Source organism: Enterococcus sp. DIV2379 (assembly GCF_050542965.1).
Classification (GTDB): Bacteria; Bacillota; Bacilli; order Lactobacillales; family Enterococcaceae; genus Enterococcus_D; species Enterococcus_D entomosocium.
Genome location: NZ_CP172938.1, coordinates 915,072 through 933,244, shown reverse-complemented (window position 1 = coordinate 933,244; position 18,173 = coordinate 915,072). Strand labels below are relative to the sequence as shown.

General features: G+C 41.8%; 17 protein-coding genes. 4 read left to right on the top strand and 13 right to left on the bottom strand.

Features of this window, described 5'->3' with window-relative positions; translation table 11 throughout:
- Positions 1 to 25: 25 nt before the first annotated feature.
- The 3 genes from IGI92_RS04240 to IGI92_RS04230 all read right to left on the bottom strand — a co-directional run bounded on the left by IGI92_RS04240 (position 26) and on the right by IGI92_RS04230 (position 2,702).
- Positions 26 to 973, bottom strand: coding sequence for a hypothetical protein (locus IGI92_RS04240; protein WP_016613784.1), 948 nt, complete (start codon positions 971 to 973; stop codon positions 26 to 28).
- Between the two features lie 108 nt (positions 974 to 1,081).
- The gene (locus IGI92_RS04235) at positions 1,082 to 1,921 is read right to left on the bottom strand and encodes a Cof-type HAD-IIB family hydrolase (RefSeq protein ID WP_144330729.1); all 840 of its coding nucleotides are present in this window, start codon (positions 1,919 to 1,921) and stop codon (positions 1,082 to 1,084) included.
- A 157-nt stretch (positions 1,922 to 2,078) separates the two neighbouring features.
- Complete coding sequence (locus tag IGI92_RS04230) at positions 2,079 to 2,702, bottom strand: GNAT family N-acetyltransferase (RefSeq protein WP_086299177.1); 624 nt, start codon at positions 2,700 to 2,702, stop codon at positions 2,079 to 2,081.
- Positions 2,703 to 2,775: 73 nt separating this feature from the next.
- Between IGI92_RS04230 and IGI92_RS04225 the strand changes: the two genes are divergently transcribed.
- Complete coding sequence (locus IGI92_RS04225) at positions 2,776 to 3,564, top strand: MerR family transcriptional regulator (protein ID WP_430608167.1); 789 nt, start codon at positions 2,776 to 2,778, stop codon at positions 3,562 to 3,564.
- Between the two features lie 87 nt (positions 3,565 to 3,651).
- On the opposite strand, the gene IGI92_RS04220 is transcribed toward IGI92_RS04225, so the two are convergent.
- Both IGI92_RS04220 and IGI92_RS04215 read right to left on the bottom strand, forming a co-directional pair.
- Positions 3,652 to 5,424, bottom strand: coding sequence for an oleate hydratase (locus IGI92_RS04220; protein ID WP_086299175.1), 1,773 nt, complete (start codon positions 5,422 to 5,424; stop codon positions 3,652 to 3,654).
- Between the two features lie 244 nt (positions 5,425 to 5,668).
- Positions 5,669 to 7,312 carry an SH3 domain-containing protein gene (locus IGI92_RS04215; protein ID WP_430608165.1) on the bottom strand — a complete coding sequence of 548 codons (1,644 nt, stop codon included), beginning with the start codon at positions 7,310 to 7,312 and terminating at the stop codon, positions 5,669 to 5,671.
- A 612-nt stretch (positions 7,313 to 7,924) separates the two neighbouring features.
- Between IGI92_RS04215 and IGI92_RS04210 the strand changes: the two genes are divergently transcribed.
- Positions 7,925 to 8,065 (top strand): hypothetical protein, encoded by a 141-nt coding sequence (locus IGI92_RS04210; RefSeq protein WP_005237363.1) that lies wholly within the window; start codon positions 7,925 to 7,927, stop codon positions 8,063 to 8,065.
- A 345-nt stretch (positions 8,066 to 8,410) separates the two neighbouring features.
- Here IGI92_RS04210 and IGI92_RS04205 read toward each other — a convergent pair whose 3' ends face one another.
- The 4 genes from IGI92_RS04205 to IGI92_RS04190 all read right to left on the bottom strand — a co-directional run bounded on the left by IGI92_RS04205 (position 8,411) and on the right by IGI92_RS04190 (position 12,092).
- Positions 8,411 to 8,869, bottom strand: a complete 459-nt coding sequence (locus IGI92_RS04205; protein WP_008377253.1) for a GNAT family N-acetyltransferase — start codon at positions 8,867 to 8,869, stop codon at positions 8,411 to 8,413.
- 71 nt (positions 8,870 to 8,940) lie between these two features.
- A complete protein-coding gene (locus IGI92_RS04200) occupies positions 8,941 to 9,240 on the bottom strand; it encodes a MazG-like family protein (RefSeq protein ID WP_430608163.1) in 300 nt (99 codons plus the stop codon).
- 146 nt (positions 9,241 to 9,386) lie between these two features.
- Positions 9,387 to 10,700 carry a PTS sugar transporter subunit IIC gene (locus IGI92_RS04195; RefSeq protein WP_429946602.1) on the bottom strand — a complete coding sequence of 438 codons (1,314 nt, stop codon included), beginning with the start codon at positions 10,698 to 10,700 and terminating at the stop codon, positions 9,387 to 9,389.
- Between the two features lie 12 nt (positions 10,701 to 10,712).
- Entirely contained in the window at positions 10,713 to 12,092 is a 1,380-nt protein-coding gene (locus IGI92_RS04190; protein ID WP_005237367.1) for a glycoside hydrolase family 1 protein, read from the bottom strand.
- A 199-nt stretch (positions 12,093 to 12,291) separates the two neighbouring features.
- Here IGI92_RS04190 and IGI92_RS04185 point away from each other — a divergent pair, with 199 nt between their 5' ends.
- Entirely contained in the window at positions 12,292 to 12,990 is a 699-nt protein-coding gene (locus IGI92_RS04185; RefSeq protein ID WP_034868333.1) for a GntR family transcriptional regulator, read from the top strand.
- A gap of 64 nt (positions 12,991 to 13,054) precedes the next feature.
- Here the strand turns inward: IGI92_RS04185 and IGI92_RS04180 are convergent, their stop codons facing one another.
- The 3 genes from IGI92_RS04180 to IGI92_RS04170 all read right to left on the bottom strand — a co-directional run bounded on the left by IGI92_RS04180 (position 13,055) and on the right by IGI92_RS04170 (position 15,724).
- Entirely contained in the window at positions 13,055 to 14,374 is a 1,320-nt protein-coding gene (locus IGI92_RS04180) for a glycosyltransferase family 2 protein (RefSeq protein WP_005237369.1), read from the bottom strand.
- Entirely contained in the window at positions 14,374 to 14,880 is a 507-nt protein-coding gene (locus IGI92_RS04175; protein ID WP_430608160.1) for a hypothetical protein, read from the bottom strand. The genes IGI92_RS04180 and IGI92_RS04175 overlap by 1 nt, the downstream gene beginning before the upstream one ends.
- A 97-nt stretch (positions 14,881 to 14,977) precedes the next feature.
- A complete protein-coding gene (locus IGI92_RS04170; protein ID WP_016613772.1) occupies positions 14,978 to 15,724 on the bottom strand; it encodes a YcjF family protein in 747 nt (248 codons plus the stop codon).
- Positions 15,725 to 16,124: 400 nt separating this feature from the next.
- Here IGI92_RS04170 and IGI92_RS04165 point away from each other — a divergent pair, with 400 nt between their 5' ends.
- On the top strand, positions 16,125 to 16,322 hold the full coding sequence (locus tag IGI92_RS04165) for a hypothetical protein (RefSeq protein WP_194188516.1): 198 nt from the start codon (positions 16,125 to 16,127) through the stop codon (positions 16,320 to 16,322).
- Between the two features lie 207 nt (positions 16,323 to 16,529).
- On the opposite strand, the gene groL is transcribed toward IGI92_RS04165, so the two are convergent.
- Positions 16,530 to 18,158 (bottom strand): chaperonin GroEL, encoded by a 1,629-nt coding sequence (gene groL / locus IGI92_RS04160; RefSeq protein WP_005237384.1) that lies wholly within the window; start codon positions 18,156 to 18,158, stop codon positions 16,530 to 16,532.
- Positions 18,159 to 18,173 lie beyond the last annotated feature (15 nt).

Below are 18,173 nucleotides of genomic sequence, written 5' to 3'. Positions count from 1 at the left end.
TTTTATCTTTGGATAGAAAAGTGGATTACTCCATTTTATAGCTTTGACGCGTCACTTTACCCTCTCGTACCGCAGCGATAATAGTTGGAATAGCCCCAATCGCCGTAAAGAGATAGACCAGACCTAAGTTCCCGTAATATTGACTCGCTTCCAAATACCCTTCACGAATCAAATCAGGTAAAATACGGAAAGCGTAGAAGACATCAACGTCCGTGTAATAATTCGCTACACTGATCGACCAGTCGATACGATTCCCGACATAGACCATAATGATCATGACGATGATACTACTAATAATACCTTTTGTACTGAGTTTTCCACCTAATAATTCATACCCTTTGATGGCACAGATCGCCATTGCGATTCCAGACAATGCAGCTACATATCCCAGTTGTCCTAATAAAATAATTGCGCCGGCACCAATCAGTGAGCCAAGAAACGCGCCCACTGTTCCAGCTAGCCAATTTTCTTTTTTCTGCCCTTTTTCCCGTTCTTGTGCAAGGACCGCTTCTTGTTGTTTCTTAAAGCAAGCTTCACACGCAATGACGGGAGTGCCGCCAATAGCATACAGCGAAACCGGCTCAGTGATCGTTCCGCAGAAGGTACAAGCATTTTGGTAACCTTTCGTCTTCAAGAAATTTGTCAATTGGTCCAATGCAGTACGGATCTTGTCCACAGTTTTCCCTGCAGTCATCGCTCCGCGTAATGTATAGGCAACTTGATATCCTTGGATCACACAGTCGGTGATCTCTTTTGACTCACTTAAAACTTCTTTGACTTCTTCTTGGTTCGGAAGTTCCCCCTCTTTGCTAAGGGAAAAATGAGCCACAAGAGAATAACTATTGTTATTCTCTTGAACTAAAAAAAGTTTATAACTATGATACGTTCCATAAATCACCCCGGTGGAAGTATCAACTGAGAGCCCCAACGGCTCGGCAAATTTGGTCAATGTCTTCTCGATCTTCTTATTCATTTTTCTCCTTCTTTCCAACAAACACTTACCTTTTTAGGTATAGCTAAAAGTTTAAGGAGAGTAGAAATGAAAGTCAATCAATTTGTTCAAAAAACCTAGTTTTTTTATTTATTCTGTGACAAATCGCCGCAATGCATCAGCAACCCCATGGTCTGTATTGCTAGCCGTCACAAAATCAGCTTTTGCTTTGACCAAATCGGGCGCATTCTCCATCGCAACACCGATACCGGCTGAAGCAATCATTGGCAGGTCATTAAAATTATCGCCGATCGCTAAGGTTTGCGCCAGCGGCACTTGGAAATAGGCCGCTAATTCATTTAGCACCTTATCTTTTCCCACAGCTTGATGAGTGACTTCCAAATAATTCTCTTTGGATAAATAAAAGGCGCTTTCTAAAAAGTCAGCGTTCTGGCAGGCAGCATGAAGCGCTTGGATTTCTGCCGTTGTGCCGATCAAAAGAAACTTATGTACCTCAAAAGCTTCTTGTGCCAACAGTTGTTCCAATGAAGTTTCCAAAGGGGTCTCTTTGGTGATCGCCGCTTCTGCCTGTGCCCACTGATCCACTCTTTCGCAATACCACTGATCACCAGAGTAGACATTGATCGAAACGGCAGGAAAATCAGCTTTGATGCGAGCAACCAAAGTCTTTGCTTCTGCTTTTTTGACCTCATGACTAAATATTGGTACAAGCGTACCCGTATGATCGTACCGTCCAATCAGGGCACCGTTGTAGCAAGCCAAGGGCCAGTCTTCTATCTCTAATTCTTCAGCTATCGGTAGCATTCCTTTCGGGGAGCGAGCGGAAGCCAAAACAAAAGGAATCGCTTGCTGCTTCAACCGTTTGATTTCTTCAATCAAAACCGGATCGATTTGATGTTTATGATCCAAGATCGTCCCATCGATATCACTTAAAATAAACCCAATCTGCTTTTTTTCCAAATAAACCATCCTTTCCCATTCCCCATCCTTTTTACGAAAGCGAATTGATCCATCGCTTTCGACCAAAACAAGCGCCGTTTCCATAAAACGAAAACAGCTTTCTTGTCCTTCTTTGCTTCCAGTTTACCATACTAGCCAATGAAAAAAAGAGTGCATCGCTGCACTCTTAGGAAGTATAGATATAAAACTCGATTTCCTTCTTGATCGGCTTTTTGATCCAGCGTTTCACAGCAGCTGCCCGCTTCAAGCCCATATGCTCATAAAAACCGTAATTACAAGTGGTATCGGTATAAAGGAAAAACGGAGCTGTTTTATCATGCTGGACCATCGCTAAGAAGGAAGTAAAGAGTTGCTTGCCTACACCCAATCCTTGTGTTTTGGGACTAACGGCAAACAAACCAACTTCGGTCTGAAAAGGAATTTGTAAGTCTTTCAACATCGCTTGATTTAACTCAGCCACCTCTTTGGCATAATGCAGCAGCGTGTTTCTCCCTTGATTAGAAAGCATTAAGCAGCCAGCATGCCACATCGTTTTCCCCCAATAGCGCATTGGATGAAGCTTCTTCCCTCTTTTACTGTCTGCTAATAAGATACCGACAGCTTCACCATTTAAAAGAGCCACACGTGAATAGGTAGCACGGGCAAGTTCATAACACAAAAAGACATGAGCAAAGTGTTTGGCGGTCTTCGGGTCAAATTGCTTGTCGTAGTTCCAGCTATCAATAATTACTTGCACAAGCGCAGGCAGATCTTCTCGTTTAAATGGTCGATATGTTACTTGTTTATTCATTCTATCTTCCTCCCAGTAGTTGACTATCTTTAGTATAAAGTTTACAGTAACTGTAAAGTCAAGGAGGAGCGCCATGAAAACCAAATTAAAAGTATCGGAAATGGCACGCTTAGCGCGAATCAATCCTCGGACACTCCACTATTATGACGAGATTGGGCTATTTCAACCAAACAGCAAAGACGAGAACGGGTACCGGTATTATTCCCTTGATCAACTTTTGGATCTCGGATTGATCCTGTCATTGAAAGAATTATCGATGCCCTTAAAAGAGATTCAAACAGCGTTGCAGGGGGATGCCGAGACCATGAGAAACTTATTGGAAGCCAAGCGGCAAACCATCGATGAAAAAATTCAGCAGTTGACCAACATCCAAAAAATCATCGAACGAAAAGCAGCGGACTTGCGTCTGGCTGCAGAAAAAACTTCCCCCTTCACCTTGAAGGAACTGCCAGAGGAGTATTTCTCCCTTAGTCCTAGATTAAACGGCAGCAGCATCCCAGAGATGATCACCCAAGCCTACGACCTTTTGATGGCACAGCCTTATCTTTTCTCGAATAACGAATACGGTTTTATGATTCGGACGAACAAAGACAATACGCAGGACATCGACTACGTTTATGTGCGGCAAGAAGAACCACAACGAGCTTCCTTCGTGAAACCGGCAGGTTGCTATTTTACCACCATTTATCAGGGGGATGACGAAGGATTGAAGCAGTTCTATCAAAAACTCAAGCAGCTGATTGCAGCGCACCAATGGCAAATCGATGACTACTTCTATGAACGATCGATCCATGAAACGACCCTTAGCAACGAGCAAGCTTATTTGACAGAGATCCAAGTACGGATTTTATCTGAGGAATAAGGATTCGTCTAAACAACACTAAAAAGTAAATGAAAAAACGCAACGACCACGAGCAGTTTCTTTCGCCTCGTCGTCGTTGTGTTTTAATTAAATCAAATGGTTTTCTTTCAACAGATCGCCAATGTAGGTATGTTCGGTTTTCTTAACGAAGCCTTCCAATAGTTTCCGTTCGATAAATGGTAGCTCCATTTCCGTGATTTTTTTCTTATCGGTCAGATAATAGACAGCTTTGGCCAAGGTACGCAGATCATAAGCGGAAGCAAACACTTCTGGTACCCCGCGTTCCACATCTAATAGCTGATAAACAGCCTCCATTGCAGTCCGAACGGAATACTCTGTTGTAAAAACAGTGTCTCTTTCAGTCTCTGCGAAATTACCGATAAAAGCTAAGTTTTTGGAGCCATTTGGAATAACCAATGGCCGATCCCCTGGCTCACGCAGCATGAAGTAGGAAGTGATAAACGGCATGTAAACCGGAACTGCCACACTTGATTCTTTTGAAATGCGTTGGATTTCTGCTTCCGGCACGCCTAAATGGTAAAGCAGTTCTTGCACGATTTCTTGTCCAGAACATTGCTCAATTGGTTTTTTGATGTAGTTTCCTGGCGTATTTGACAACAAGCCATACACCCATGTGATCGTTTGTTGGTCTTTTTGTTCTTTAAAGTGCGGTTGGCGATGGGTCGCAAAGCTCATCATCCAATTGGAATCTTTGATGGTGATGATCCCCCCAGTGACGATTCTGCCTGTTCGCAACTTGCGATGGGTCAATTTTTCTAAATAAGGTTCAACATCAAAATTTTGCCAAGTGACAGTTGCCGAAACAAACCAGCTTTCTTCAGGTAAGTTTTCATAAAAGACTTCTGGATGACCAAAATCAGGCGATTGCGCCGCCAAGTTTTTCCATAAACGCCAGCTACCACCAGGTGCTTTTGAGATAGGCGCTGGAGTATAATGGTCCCCTTGCGTGGAACTTTCAGTGATCGATCCGTTGGTAACAAAGACCAAGTCATCTTCTGACAAAGGAATTTCTTCGATTGCCCCCGCTTTTTCTAGCACAAGTTTTTGAGCAACTTTTTCCTCGCCCACGATCCGAACATCGATATTGCTGACTGTGCATTCATATTGGAAGTCGACTCCTTGTTCTTCCAAATAAGCAAGTAGTGGTTTGACCAATGACTCATATTGGTTGTAACGGGTAAATTTTAACGCGGTAAAATCAGGCAAGCCATCGATATGATGCACAAAACGCAACACATAGCGACGCATTTCAATCGCCGAATGCCATTTTTCAAAGGCGAACATCGTACACCAGTATAGCCAAAAATTGGATTCAAAGAATTCTTCGCCAAAAACATCTTCGATTTTTTTCCCGATCAATTGATCTTCTGAAGTCATAAATAATTGAGTCAATTCTTTTTGTGCTGTAGCAGACAAGGTAAATTCTCCATCATCTGCTGCTCGTTGGCCGCGATTGTGGATGATCCGACAGTTAGACGAATTTGGATCATCGTGATCCAACCAGTAAAACTCATCTAACACCGAAGCATCTTCCACCTCCAAAGACGGAATCGAGCGAAATAAATCCCACAGACACTCAAAATGATTTTCCATTTCTCGACCGCCGCGGGTCACAAATCCATCATGGGGAATGAATTTTCCGTCTAATGAACCGCCTGATAAAGAAAGTTCTTCAAGGACGTGGATTTTCTCACCCGCCATATGGCCGTCACGGATCAAGAAGACTGCCGCAGCAAGTCCTGCTAATCCACCACCAACAATATAGGCTTCTTTCTTTTCGACATCTTTCGGTTTTCTGCTTCTTGCAAAAGCTTCGTAATTTCCGTTCGTATATCTCATGTAGATCCCTCCTAATATTGGTACGTTTTTATGGTATCAGTAACTATTTTTTTTGACAAAAATTTGTACTAGTAAAATCAAGTGATTTTGACAAATCGGCCTTTTTGTCAAAAAAACAAGGGCAAAGTCCCACCTTTTAGAAGATCTGCGCCCAGCACAAAAAGCGCCCCTAAGAAAACTGATTGCAGCTTTCTTAGGGGCGTTTCTAACAAAGGACAAACCCTTTGCCTTTTCAATAAAATATTTATTTCACGCGTAGAGCGAAGCTAGCAGTCGAAAAGCCTGATTGTGCTTCGGTGACTGTATAACCCGTGCTTGGCGCATGGATATAGCTTGTATTACTTGTAGCGATCGCTACATGGTAGGTATTCCCTTTTTGACCCCAGAACAGCAAGTCGCCAGCTTGTGCTTGCGAGACAGGAATGATCGTCCCTGCGCTTTCTTGTGGGACTGTCCAATCACCGATGTTTTTGCCCGTCACTTTTAAGAAGACGTAGCGTGTAAACCCAGAACAGTCGAAGACATCTGGTCCTTTGCCTCCCCATTGATAAGGAGTGCCGATATGTTTTCTAGCTTCTGCAACGATCGCTGCTCCGTTCACGCTCATCGGAACATTAGTATTGCCTGCGTTGTTATTGTTGCCAGGAGTCGTCGCACTGACTTCTTTGACATATGCTGCAGATACCCAGCCACCAGTTGATAACTTATACCAAGTGGTATTGCCATTGACTGACGTGCCTTGTTTTTGAGCCACTGCTTTGAAGGTCGCATTACTGTCCAAACTGCTGACCACACTTGCAGAAGTCGATGCATTTGAGCGCACATTCATCCCAGTGGTTGTTTGGAACGTCTTATTGATGGCTTGCTCACTCGCATTGCTTGAGCCGTTTGATGAACCAGTATTGTTTGAACCTGTGTTTGAATTATTGTTATTACTTGTATTTCCAGAACTAGACGTGACGTCACGCACATATGCCGCTGTGATCCAGCCACCAGTCGATACTTTGTACCAAACATTGGTGCCGCCAACGGATGTGCCATTTTTCTGGGCAACGACCTTCACCGTCGTGCTGTTGCTTAGGCTGCCAACGACACTGCCGCTTGTTGACGCACTCGAACGAACATTTAATGCCGCTGTTGTTTTCACGTTCTTGCTGATAGCCGTTTCTGCAGAAACACTTGTATTGCCGCCAGAAGAACTATTGCCTGTGGAGCTACTGGAAACATCTTTGACATAGGCTGCCGTGATCCAACCGCCTGTGGACAATTTGTACCAAGTGGTCGTGCCATTCACCGATGTCCCACTCTTTTGTGCAACGACCTGTACTGTCGCATTACTGCTCAAACCGCGTACGACACTAGAACTTGTCGTTGCATTTGAACGGACGTTCAATGCAGTAGTCGTTTTCACTGATTTCGAAATTGCTTTTTCCGATGAAGAAGACGACGAATTGGACGAGCCTGTATTGGCAGAAGAAGAGCCTGAGGTGCTCTTCACATAAGCCCCTGAGATCCAGCCGCCTGTTGATAGCTTATACCATATTGTATTGCCATTCACTGAGGTACCGTTCTTTTGAGCCACCGCAGTGATTGTTGTATTTGCTCCTACACCACTTACGATAGAGGCACTTGTTGAAGCATTTGAACGAACATTCAGTGAAGCTGTTGTTTTAAATTGTCGATTGATCGCCGTTTCAGCTGACGATCTGGCAAGAGTAGCAGTTGTGTTGGTTGATGACGAAGCGTTCGTCGTTTCGGTCGCATGAGCAAGAGACGTAAAGACACCTGATGTTGATGCTAACGCTGCTGTGATACCCAATCCTTTTTGTACGAAAAGGGACCGTTTTTGTTTCACTAAACGCTTCCGTTTGATTTTCCGAGATTCCAATAAAACACCCCCTGTACCCCATTTTAACAAAAATTAATATTTTTTGATATTGTTTTCGTTTTGTATTTTTTTAATTTGCGTTTAATAAAACGTGTCATTTATTTTCCTGCGTTATTCTTTTTAATCACTTTCTCTTTGACGCTGACCGTTGGCACTATATTTACAAAGATTTCTATAAACAACAAAAAAATGCTATTTCATTCAACGTTATTTTAATTCGCGAATAAAAACAGGATTTTTTTTACAAACAAACCCACTTTTTGAAAATCAAGACTGTTATTTGAATAACATTTCTTTCCTGATCCCCTTTTTCAAAAATCGATACTAAAATCACCCATTTATCATTCCTTTTTTACACACGGGATTCTGTGAAAAAAGTTTTTTCAAAAAGAATGCTTCTTTTACCAGTGTGATCGACGCTATGATGAAATCCTGTTACATCGCTTCCAACTGGATACGAATTTTTTGATAGAGAAGTCCCTCACTTCTACCGAAAGAAATATTTTCACAATGTATTTCATACGAAAGTTTATAATACCAAGGAGAAAACCAAGAATTTGCATAAGTTTGTGAAATTATGCTATACTAAAAAAAAGGAAGAGGTGACCGAGTATGAAAACAAAGACGAAAGAAAAAGTTTATGCTGAACGACAACATAACTACAAAACGAAAAAAGAAGAGATTTTCAAAAAAGCCCTAGATTCCGTACCGACCACAGACAAGAAAAAAGAAGAACAGAAAAAGAAAGCGTAGAATCCTGCGTTTTCTTTTTTTGTTGATCTGTATAAAGACGAGGCTTCGCCGAAGGGTGGCGAGTCTCGTCTTTATTGTAATCGAAAAAAAAGCAGGCTATGATACTTTCTATCTCAACCATTGTCAATTCACCTTGAAAATCACCGAATGACTACCATCAATGCAATAAAGGGAAACTCTTCCTCAAAAGAAGCGACAGTTTCTTATTCCAACGGGTCTTAAACACAATATTTAGTAGGCGAAAACACGTTCCTACAATATATTGTGGATAAACCTGTTGAAACTGTGCATAACTAAAAAGCCTGCGATTTTTTTGCAGACTTTTTAGTTATTGACATGCTTGAATTAATCTAGAGATAAATAATAGCTCACATTATCTGGTAACGGTTTAAAGCCATTCTTTTTGTAAAAATCCGCTGCGGGCATACTTTCTTCGGTATCTAACAGGATCGTTGGAATCTCTTTCTTGAGCAGATCCTCTTTGATCATTTCTAAGAAAGTGGAACCCAAGCCCTTTCCTTGGTGCGTGCCTGTAATTAAAAAGGTGTCGACCACATACTCTTTTCCTTGATACCAGGGCTTGATAAAGCCCAATGAAAGACCAATCAATTCATTCGATGCTCGGTTTGTTAGTCGATAACCAATAAAAGTATTCATTGCCATCATTGATGATACATAGTCGGTGATTTGCGGCACTGTCAATTGGTCATTCCATGGTTCTGCTGAAAATACAGCAATATAGTGGTCCACGACTTCTGCTAAATCTGCCGTTGTTAATTCACGCATGCTTACGTTCTTTTCCATCCTATCTCCTGCTTCCCTTTCTATTTCGGTCGAGCCTATACTCGAAGAATCCACTAATTTTTGTGCGTGTATCAATCATCGATTCGTTTTGCATAGCCATTGCCATAACTGATATAACGGTGCTTTTGGTTGACGGCCAATTTTTTATGAATCTCTGCTTCGAGATCAATGGAAAGGATTTCTGCTAACCCAAGAAGATAAATCGCCACATCCGCCAATTCTTCTCCTACCTCTTGTTGCTTCCGATAGGCATCAAAGGCCTCCCCTATTTCACCATATAAAGCCAAAAACTCTTTTTCAATATTGGTGACATTGAATTGGTGATCAATCTTGTTTTGATAAATCGCTTTTTGCATTTCTGATAGTTTCATAGTCGCTCCTTTTGGGATAGTATACCATTTAATTAAAATTTAAAATAGAAACTTAGTAAAAAAATCACCTCAAAAAATAGTGACCCCAAAACGTTAGAATTTTGATCTAACTTTTGTAGGTCACTATAATATAGGATTCCCTTTTTTTATTCTGCCCGCTCCAATTCAGCAGATTTGATTGCAACCCGTTGAGCGATTTTTAGAAATGGAAAATAGATTGCTACACAGACGACGATGATGATCACTTGAACCAAAACAACTTTAAAATCCCCTTTTGATGCCAATAATGCACTAAGAATTGGCGGTGTCGTCCAAGGAACCATGACTGAAAGTGGCTCAATGAATCCTACTGCGGTAGCAAAGTAGCCAATCAACGTCGCAACAATTGGACTTGCAACGAAGGGAATGATCATTGGTAAATTGAAGACGATCGGTAAACCAAAGATGATTGGCTCGTTGATATTAAAAATACCCGGAGCTAAGGATAGATTGACGACATCCCGAAAAGGTTGGTAATTGCGGACGAATAAGAGCACTGCAATGATCAAACTGATCGTAAATCCAGTCCCGCCTAGTTGTGCGAAAACCGTCACGAATGCTGAATTTAAGATATTGGGCGGCGCAGCACCGTCCTGCACGGCTTGCATGTTTTCATTCATATTGACTAACAGCAACGGATCTAACAAGGTGCCATTGATGACGGTTTGGTGAATGCCTAAAGTAAACAGAAAGTTGCCCGTTGAATAGATGATCAAGAAACCAAAAATCGATGTGTTCAATAAACGCAGTGGTTCTTGGATCACTGTTGAAATGATTTGAATCAGGTCGGTATCAAATGCTGCTAGCACGGTCGCAACTACGGCAAAGAAGGAAATCACTAAAATAGCAGGGATCAACGTACTGAAGGATTTGCTGACAGCAGGAGGAACTTGATCCCCTAAATTGATTTTTAAGTGCTTGTTTTCTGATAGCCGAATAAATAATTCCGTGGCAACTAGCCCACAAATGATTCCAGAAAACATCCCTTTGGTCCCGACATCATCAAACAGCATCACACCACTGATGGTCACTTCTGCTTGGGCGCCTTCTGGCATCACGGCATGAGCCATCGCCAACATGACCACTAAGCAAGTCGTTGCCACAAAAGTTGCATTGATAGCGCTTGGATTATTTTTGTTGCGACAAAGGAAGTAGGCGATCATCGGAGCAATCAGCAAACCGGCGATATTCAATGTTCCATTGGTGATGGAATTGCCAAACACTTGCATTCGCGCCAAGGCAGCCCCTTCTAAGAACCACGGAAAGAAGACATTATTAAACAACACAGCGATCCCTGCGATAATAAAGGCAGGCATTAAGGTCGCAAACGCATCACGAAGACTTTTGAGATGAACCTGATTGCCGAGACGGACCGAAAACTCTGTAAATTTATCTAAAAACGTGCGCTTTTCTGCTGCCATTTTCTGTTCCTCCTATTCTGCATATGGGTTTGTATAGATCGTACTACCATTCGTTTTGATCACTTCTTTGAACCATTCATACGATTTTTTCGGCACACGTTTCATATCTCGCAACTCATGATTGCCACGATTGACATACACAAGTCCGTATCGTTTCTCCATATCACCTTGAGAGCTCAAAATGTCGATCAGTCCCCAGCCAAGATAACCAAGACAGACCACTCCATCTTCCACCATCGCTGCAAACATCGCTCGAATATGCTCTTGATGGTAGGCAATCCGGTAATCATCTTGAATCGGTTCGTTGCCATTCCAATGCTCTCTGACACCAATTCCGTTTTCAATCGGAAACACTGGCAACCGGTACCGCTGATAGACTTTATTTAAGACATCACGGAAGCCGAGCGGATCAATTTGCCAATTCCATTCCGTCGTTTCAATATACGGATTGTCTTGTTTTCCAAAAGTCATGTACCGATTTGGCGGCGTTCCTTCAGGGATTTTTTCAGCGTTCAAGGTAGAAGAAGCATAATAGCTAAAGGCAATGTAATCATTTTTCTGCGCTGCGATCGCTTCTAATTCCCCAGGTAAAATATTCATATTGAGTTGATGATTTTTCACGTATCGGTCTTGTGCTGCCGAATACTTGCCGTGCGCATAGCAATCTAATAAAGTAAAATTCGCAAATTCATCAAACTCTCTTGCTGCTTTGATGTCTTGTGGACGACAAGTCGCTGGATACGCTTCAGAATACGCCAGCATGCCGCCAATCTTCGCATTTGTTGTTTCATGAAGATAGTTACAGATCTCTGCATGGCAAACCATGACATTGTGGAAAATTTGATACAATTCTTCTGTTGTTTCTTCCCCTTCTAAATAGCCGCTGATCTTAAAACCATGGTCTTGGTGGAAAAGATTTTGTTCGTTAAAGGTTAACCAATAATGGACTTTATCCGCAAAACGATCCACCATTTCTTTTCCAAAGCGAATGAATGCGTCCTTCACTTCTTTACTGATGAAACCGTTATAGGTTTTCGCTAGATGCAGGGGCATATCAAAATGGTACAAACAAATCATAGGTTCGATTCCTCTAGCTAACAGATCATCAATAAAACGATCGTAATAGGCGATCCCTTCTTCATTAAAGGCACCATCTCCATCGTGAACGACCCTTGACCAAGAAATTTGAAAACGATACATGTTCATCCCCAAATCTTGCATATAATCAAAATCTTCTGTATACGCATGATAGTTATCATTTGCTACATGCCAATCGCTAGCCTGTTCCGAAGCTTCCCGTATATCATAAACGGATAAGCTTTTACCACCTTCATTCCAACCACCTTCTGTCTGCATACTGCTGACACTGTTCCCCCAATAAAATGTTGTCATAGTGATTCCTCCATCATTTGTATTCGCTTACAAAACCTATTATAATTAGGTGAAATCGGCATGTAAATTTTTCAAACACACATGTAAAGCTTTTTCTGTACATTTGAATTGCAGTTGATTCTTTAATGATATACCTTGTTTTTATCCCCTTCAAACAAAACTCAAGTCCATGAATTTCTTTACATAAGGAGTGATGACTATGACAAAATACAAAGAGATTGTTGATCAGTTGCGGACGAATATTTATGAAGGTGTTTTTCCAGCTTTATCAAAACTACCGGAACAAACGGCGTTAGCCAAACGATTTCAAACCTCGCGAATGACGATCCAAAAAGCGCTAAATCAACTGAAGCAAGAAGGCCTGATTTCCACCAAAAGAGGTCATGGCACCTATGTCAATTCAGCGACCTACCAAGGACAGATCAATGAGTATATCGGTCTAGTCAACCGATATGGCGGGCGGCATAAAGTGCAAAGTAAAATCATTAGTTTCAATGTTCGTTTCCCAGAAGCCAACGAAATGGATTACTTGTCCTTGCGAGAAAACGAACCTGTTTATGATATCGTACGACTGCGCTATGTTGATAACGAACCCTTTGAATTGGAGTACACGATCATGCCCATCAAAACCATTCCCGATATTGATATGGCGATCCTTGAACACTCGATCTATCGATATATCACTGATTCCTTACACCTCAAAATAGGCCCCGCCATACGTAAAATCCGTGCCGACAAAGCGGATTCCTATGATATCAAATATTTAGAAGTTGATCCCAATGATCCGATCTTAGAATTAGAACAAGTTGCTCGTCTCTCCGACGGGCGGCCCTTCGAATTTTCACAAACTCGTTATCCTTACCAAAATCGTGAGATTTACTATCTTTCTGAACCTTAATGGCAAAAAAACAAGTCTGAAGAAAACTCAGACTTGTTTTTATTGTCTAGGAAAGGTGAACTCGTTAAGATTCTTCGTTTTTTTTCGCCGTTCGCTCGGGACTGACCCAAACGCCGCTACCGTAGCCAAGGATGGTTTTGACGGCTGGAATAAAGGTAGTGACGATCGTTATGGCATTAATCATCCAGTAAAACAGCATGTAAAAAGGGGCAAAGCGGAAATACTTCAGCTTGCTGCGGTTGTCATCCGCCAAAAGGCTGGTAAATAGCTGCATGACCCCTGCAATCATCTCAAAACAAACAAAGAGAAAGGCCATCGTAAACATATGGTAGATCCGCTCGTAATTCCCAGTTGCCCCATAATAAATCAGATAAAAAACAAACAAAGCCGAAGACAACCAGAAAAAGAATGACCAGATAATACTTAAGGACTGATCCACAAACATGGCGGTTCGTCCGATATTTTCAAAAGGGTGTAAGAAAACTTTTTTAAAATTGGTCAACCACACTTCCGTTCCGCCTTTCGCCCAACGTTTCCGTTGCCGATAGAGCATCTTGAGTGTTTCTGGCACCTCCATGAAAAACATCACTCGTGACGCAAATAATGACAACCAACCATGGAATTGGTGGTCCCAGGCAATACTGATATCTTCCGTGGCACGATTTTGTCGAAAGAGACCAACATCCATCAATGCGGCTCTACGATACATTGTGTTGGCACCGCTATAGGCATAGATGACGCCGAAAACGGCTTGCTGGGTTCGTTTGATAATTCCTACGATACTTGAAAATTCAACGGTTTGCGATTTCCCGACGATCGTTGTGCGATTTTGAACGTCCATATTCGCCGTAATGGCAGAGATATTGATGGAATCTTGGCGGATGAAATAATTGACATATTTCCACAATGCATCAGGTTCAGGGACCGTATCTGCGTCGTTGCTCAAAATCAATTCCCCTTTAGCAAACCCTACACCAATATTAAAGGCATGGGCTTTCCCTTGGTTTTTTTCGATACGCAAAACCCTTAGATTCGGGTACTGTTCCATCAATCGATCTAGTATCACAGGAGTTTGATCCGTTGAGCCATCATCCGTCACCAACACCTCATAGTTGCTGTAGTTTAGATTGTTCATTAAATAATGAATCGTGTCTTCAATTACGACTTCTTCATTGTGAGCCGGTACCATAATGGTGATCATCGGCTCGATTTCTTCGGGGATCGGTATCCACTCTAACTGACGATAGCGGAACAAAAAACGATTGCAGATCACCCCGATGAACCAAGCAAAGCCGCCTAAAATGGGATACGTGAACAGAATCATTAAAACAACCGTTAAAAATGTATCCAACCACGGGAACCCAGTATCAAAATTGACAACCATCAGCCCACCCCATTTCTACGGAAAAGTTCTTGGATCTCCGTTTCTCCAATGTTTTGCTCAGGAGTAACGGCATAGTACTTGGCAGCGTGACGCTCTTCTTTCGTTCCGAAGCGTTCTTCGTAAAAAGCTTCTAATACTTCTTTGCGTTTTTCTAAGGCAACTTCGTCATGCATCGATTGCTTTTGCAACAATCGTTTGAAACGCCGGTTGTTCCTCAAGGTCAACAAAGTAAATGTCAGAACCGAGACCAAAAAAGAAATTCCTAGGAACAACGCCAAAAAATCAAAAGTCACTGCTTCTTCCAGATATGTCCGAAAGGCGATCCGATCCGCTAGATTCGGTAAAGTCAGCGGGATGGCCAGCCAGACAAACGGAACCAAGACCATCAGCCAAGCAAGAATCGTCAAAATCGTTTGGCGGGTCTTCAAAGCAGAACGACCTTTTTGAAAATACGCATCGGTGACCAACCGTTCTTTGACTTCTTCCCGTGTCACTCGTTGTTTCATTTTACTCACTCCTTAAAAAGTATTTTTTGCTGTGAAGAAAAAGAAGCAACAAAAGCAAGTCGTCTTTTGATGGACCTGCTTCGTTCTTCTTTTTGACCTACTTGGATTTCTTGCCAACTTTCAACGCATTGAACAGCGTGTGAAATTGGCCTTTAAAGGACATCACTTGCTCAAACACATCTTCCCCATCATTCAGCATCTTGACAGTCACCCAGCCTAATGCTTCGGTGATACCACTAGCCACACTGGCATTGATCGCAGCTCCAGCAACGGTGCCGACTGCTGGGACAAATTTCAAGATATTGCCAACGGCACTGCGTCCAAAACTCACCACCACTAACTCTTTCGAGATACTCTTCGCTAACCCTTCACGCCACGTTCGCCCAAAAATGCGATACAAACGTGCCATCATCGTCATTTGAACCGGCACAAGTAACACTGCATCTGAAAAAGGAATCGGTGAACAGCCGATGATCGCCGCCGTCAAAGAAGCCGCATGGATCGTGCGGTGGGCTTTTTTCCGCGTTTCATCATCTACGCCAACCAAAAACTCTTCAAACACCTGATCAAATTGATCCTTGCTTTTCGCTAACACTTTTTCCGCTTGGGCTTTTGATCCGTCATAGCCTTTCATCACAAGGGCAGCCGATTTTTTCGGCATTCGCATCATGACATCCGCAAAAAAAGAAGTAAACTCCGCTTCTTCTTGCAGCTCCTCTCCCGTTTGACTTTGCTCGACTTGAACGGACTGTTCCGTTAATAATTCATTTTCGTTTTGTTTCTTTTTGCGTTTTATCCATGGTTTTTTCAAAGAAATGTCTCCTTCTTTCGACTCGTTGTTCATTTAAAAAATCAAAGTGAGCCATGATTTTGTTCCTCTTTCTATTTTAGCTCAGGTTTTTCAAGATAGCGAAAATGTAGCTTGAGAGAGCTTACACTTGCTAAAAATGCATATTTGCATCTTAACATTATTTATTTATATTATCGTTTTTTTATGCTATGATACACAAAAGGAGTGGATCAAATGAAAAAGAAATTGAATTGGAAAGTCCTTTTTTATTTAGGCTTATTGACTTACTTTCTTTTAAGCGGTATCTTCGCATTCTTCGGTGTCGAAATACCGTTTCTTTATAAACGTTGATCTTCACGTTTTTCTCAGAACAATATCATTCAAATCTTTGTTCTATACTAAGACAATCCATCATTCTAACATCCATATAATCTAATTAGAAAAGGTGATCTTCTTGTCCATTTTATTTGATCTATTGCAACTACTTGCTGTTATCTGTATCGTGTATTTACTGTTCACAAAAGACCATTTCCTCAAACAATTAACACCTGTTCAGAAAATGGTCTTTATCGTCCTATGTGTTTCTGTGATACTGCCGGCTCTTTATGAATTTATTACTGGGTTTGCCCAGGGATTTTGGGAACGGTTGTAATTGACGGTTCCTTAGAAAACACGCTGTATTTACAAGACAAATAGATAGATCATATCTACCAGTCCTTTCTCCTTTTATTCAAGCAATGAACCAATTCTTTGGTGCTTAGAATACTAAGAAGAGAGGTTTTTTGTCTTTTACTGTGTTAAAGTATTTTTTGAGCGTACAAAAAAAGAACCCCTCAAAAGAGGAGTTCTCAAGGCTTGCTTACATCATGCCGCCCATACCCATTGATGGGTCCATTGCAGGAGCTGCTGGCGCTGCTGGTTCTGGTTTGTCGGCAACGACTGCTTCAGTTGTTAACAATAATGCGGCAACAGAAGCTGCGTTTTGTAATGCAGAACGCGTAACTTTTGTTGGGTCAACGATCCCAGCTTCTAGCATGTTTACCCATTCGCCAGTTGCTGCATTGAAACCAACACCTAAGTCAGCGTTTTTCAATTTGTCGATGATGACTGAACCTTCGTAGCCTGCATTTTCAGCAATTTGACGAACGGGTTCTTCTAATGCACGTAAAACGATTTTGACACCTGTTGCTGCATCGCCATCTGTTTCGATTTCTGCAACTTTGTTGATGACATTGACTAAGGCAGTTCCACCACCAGAGACCATGCCTTCTTCAACAGCGGCACGTGTTGCGTTCAATGCATCTTCAATACGTAATTTCAACTCTTTCAATTCAGTTTCAGTTGGTGCCCCAACTTTGATCACTGCAACTCCACCAGCAAGTTTTGCTAAGCGTTCTTGTAGTTTTTCACGGTCAAAGTCAGAAGTTGTATCAGCGATTTGGTTTTTGATCAATTGAACGCGTGCGTCAATTGCTTCTTTTTCACCAGCACCTTCAACGATCGTTGTGTTGTCTTTATCCACAACCACTTTGCTTGCTTGACCTAAGTTATCGATGGTTGCATCTTTCAACTCAAGACCTAAGTCTTCAGTGATCACTGTACCACCAGTTAAGATCGCAATGTCTTCTAGCATTGCTTTACGACGGTCACCAAATCCTGGTGCTTTCACTGCGACAACGTTGAATGTTCCACGGATTTTGTTCAAGACAAGTGTTGGTAATGCTTCGCCATCAACGTCATCAGCGATGATCAATAATGGTTTTGATTGTTGTAAGATTTGTTCTAACAATGGCAAGATATCTTGGATGTTAGAGATTTTTTTGTCAGTGATCAAGATGTATGGATTTTCTAACGCTGCTTCCATTTTGTCGTTGTCAGTTACCATGTATTGTGATAAGTACCCACGATCAAATTGCATTCCTTCCACAACATCTAATTCTGTTTCGATCCCTTTTGATTCTTCAATAGTGATAACACCGTCATTCCCGACTTTTTCCATTGCATCAGCGATGTATTGACCAACTTTTTCACTACCAGAAGAAACAGCACCAACTTGTGCGATTGCTTCTTTTGAATCAACGATTGATGAAATGTTGTGTAGCTCTTCTACAGCCACTTTTGTTGCCATTTCGATCCCACGACGAATACCTAATGGGTTCGCACCAGCGGTGACATTTTTCAATCCTTCACGAACGATTGCTTGTGTCAATAACGTAGCAGTCGTTGTTCCGTCACCAGCGATATCGTTTGTTTTTGAAGCGACTTCAGAAACAAGTTTTGCGCCCATGTTTTCAAAATGATCTTCTAATTCGATTTCTTTAGCGATCGTTACACCGTCATTTGTAATCAATGGTGAACCGTAAGATTTTTCTAAAACCACGTTACGACCTTTAGGACCTAAGGTTACTTTTACTGTATCTGCTAATTTATCTACCCCACGAAGCATTGCTGCGCGTGCGTCTTCTGCAAATTTGATTTCTTTTGCCATGATTTCATCACCTCA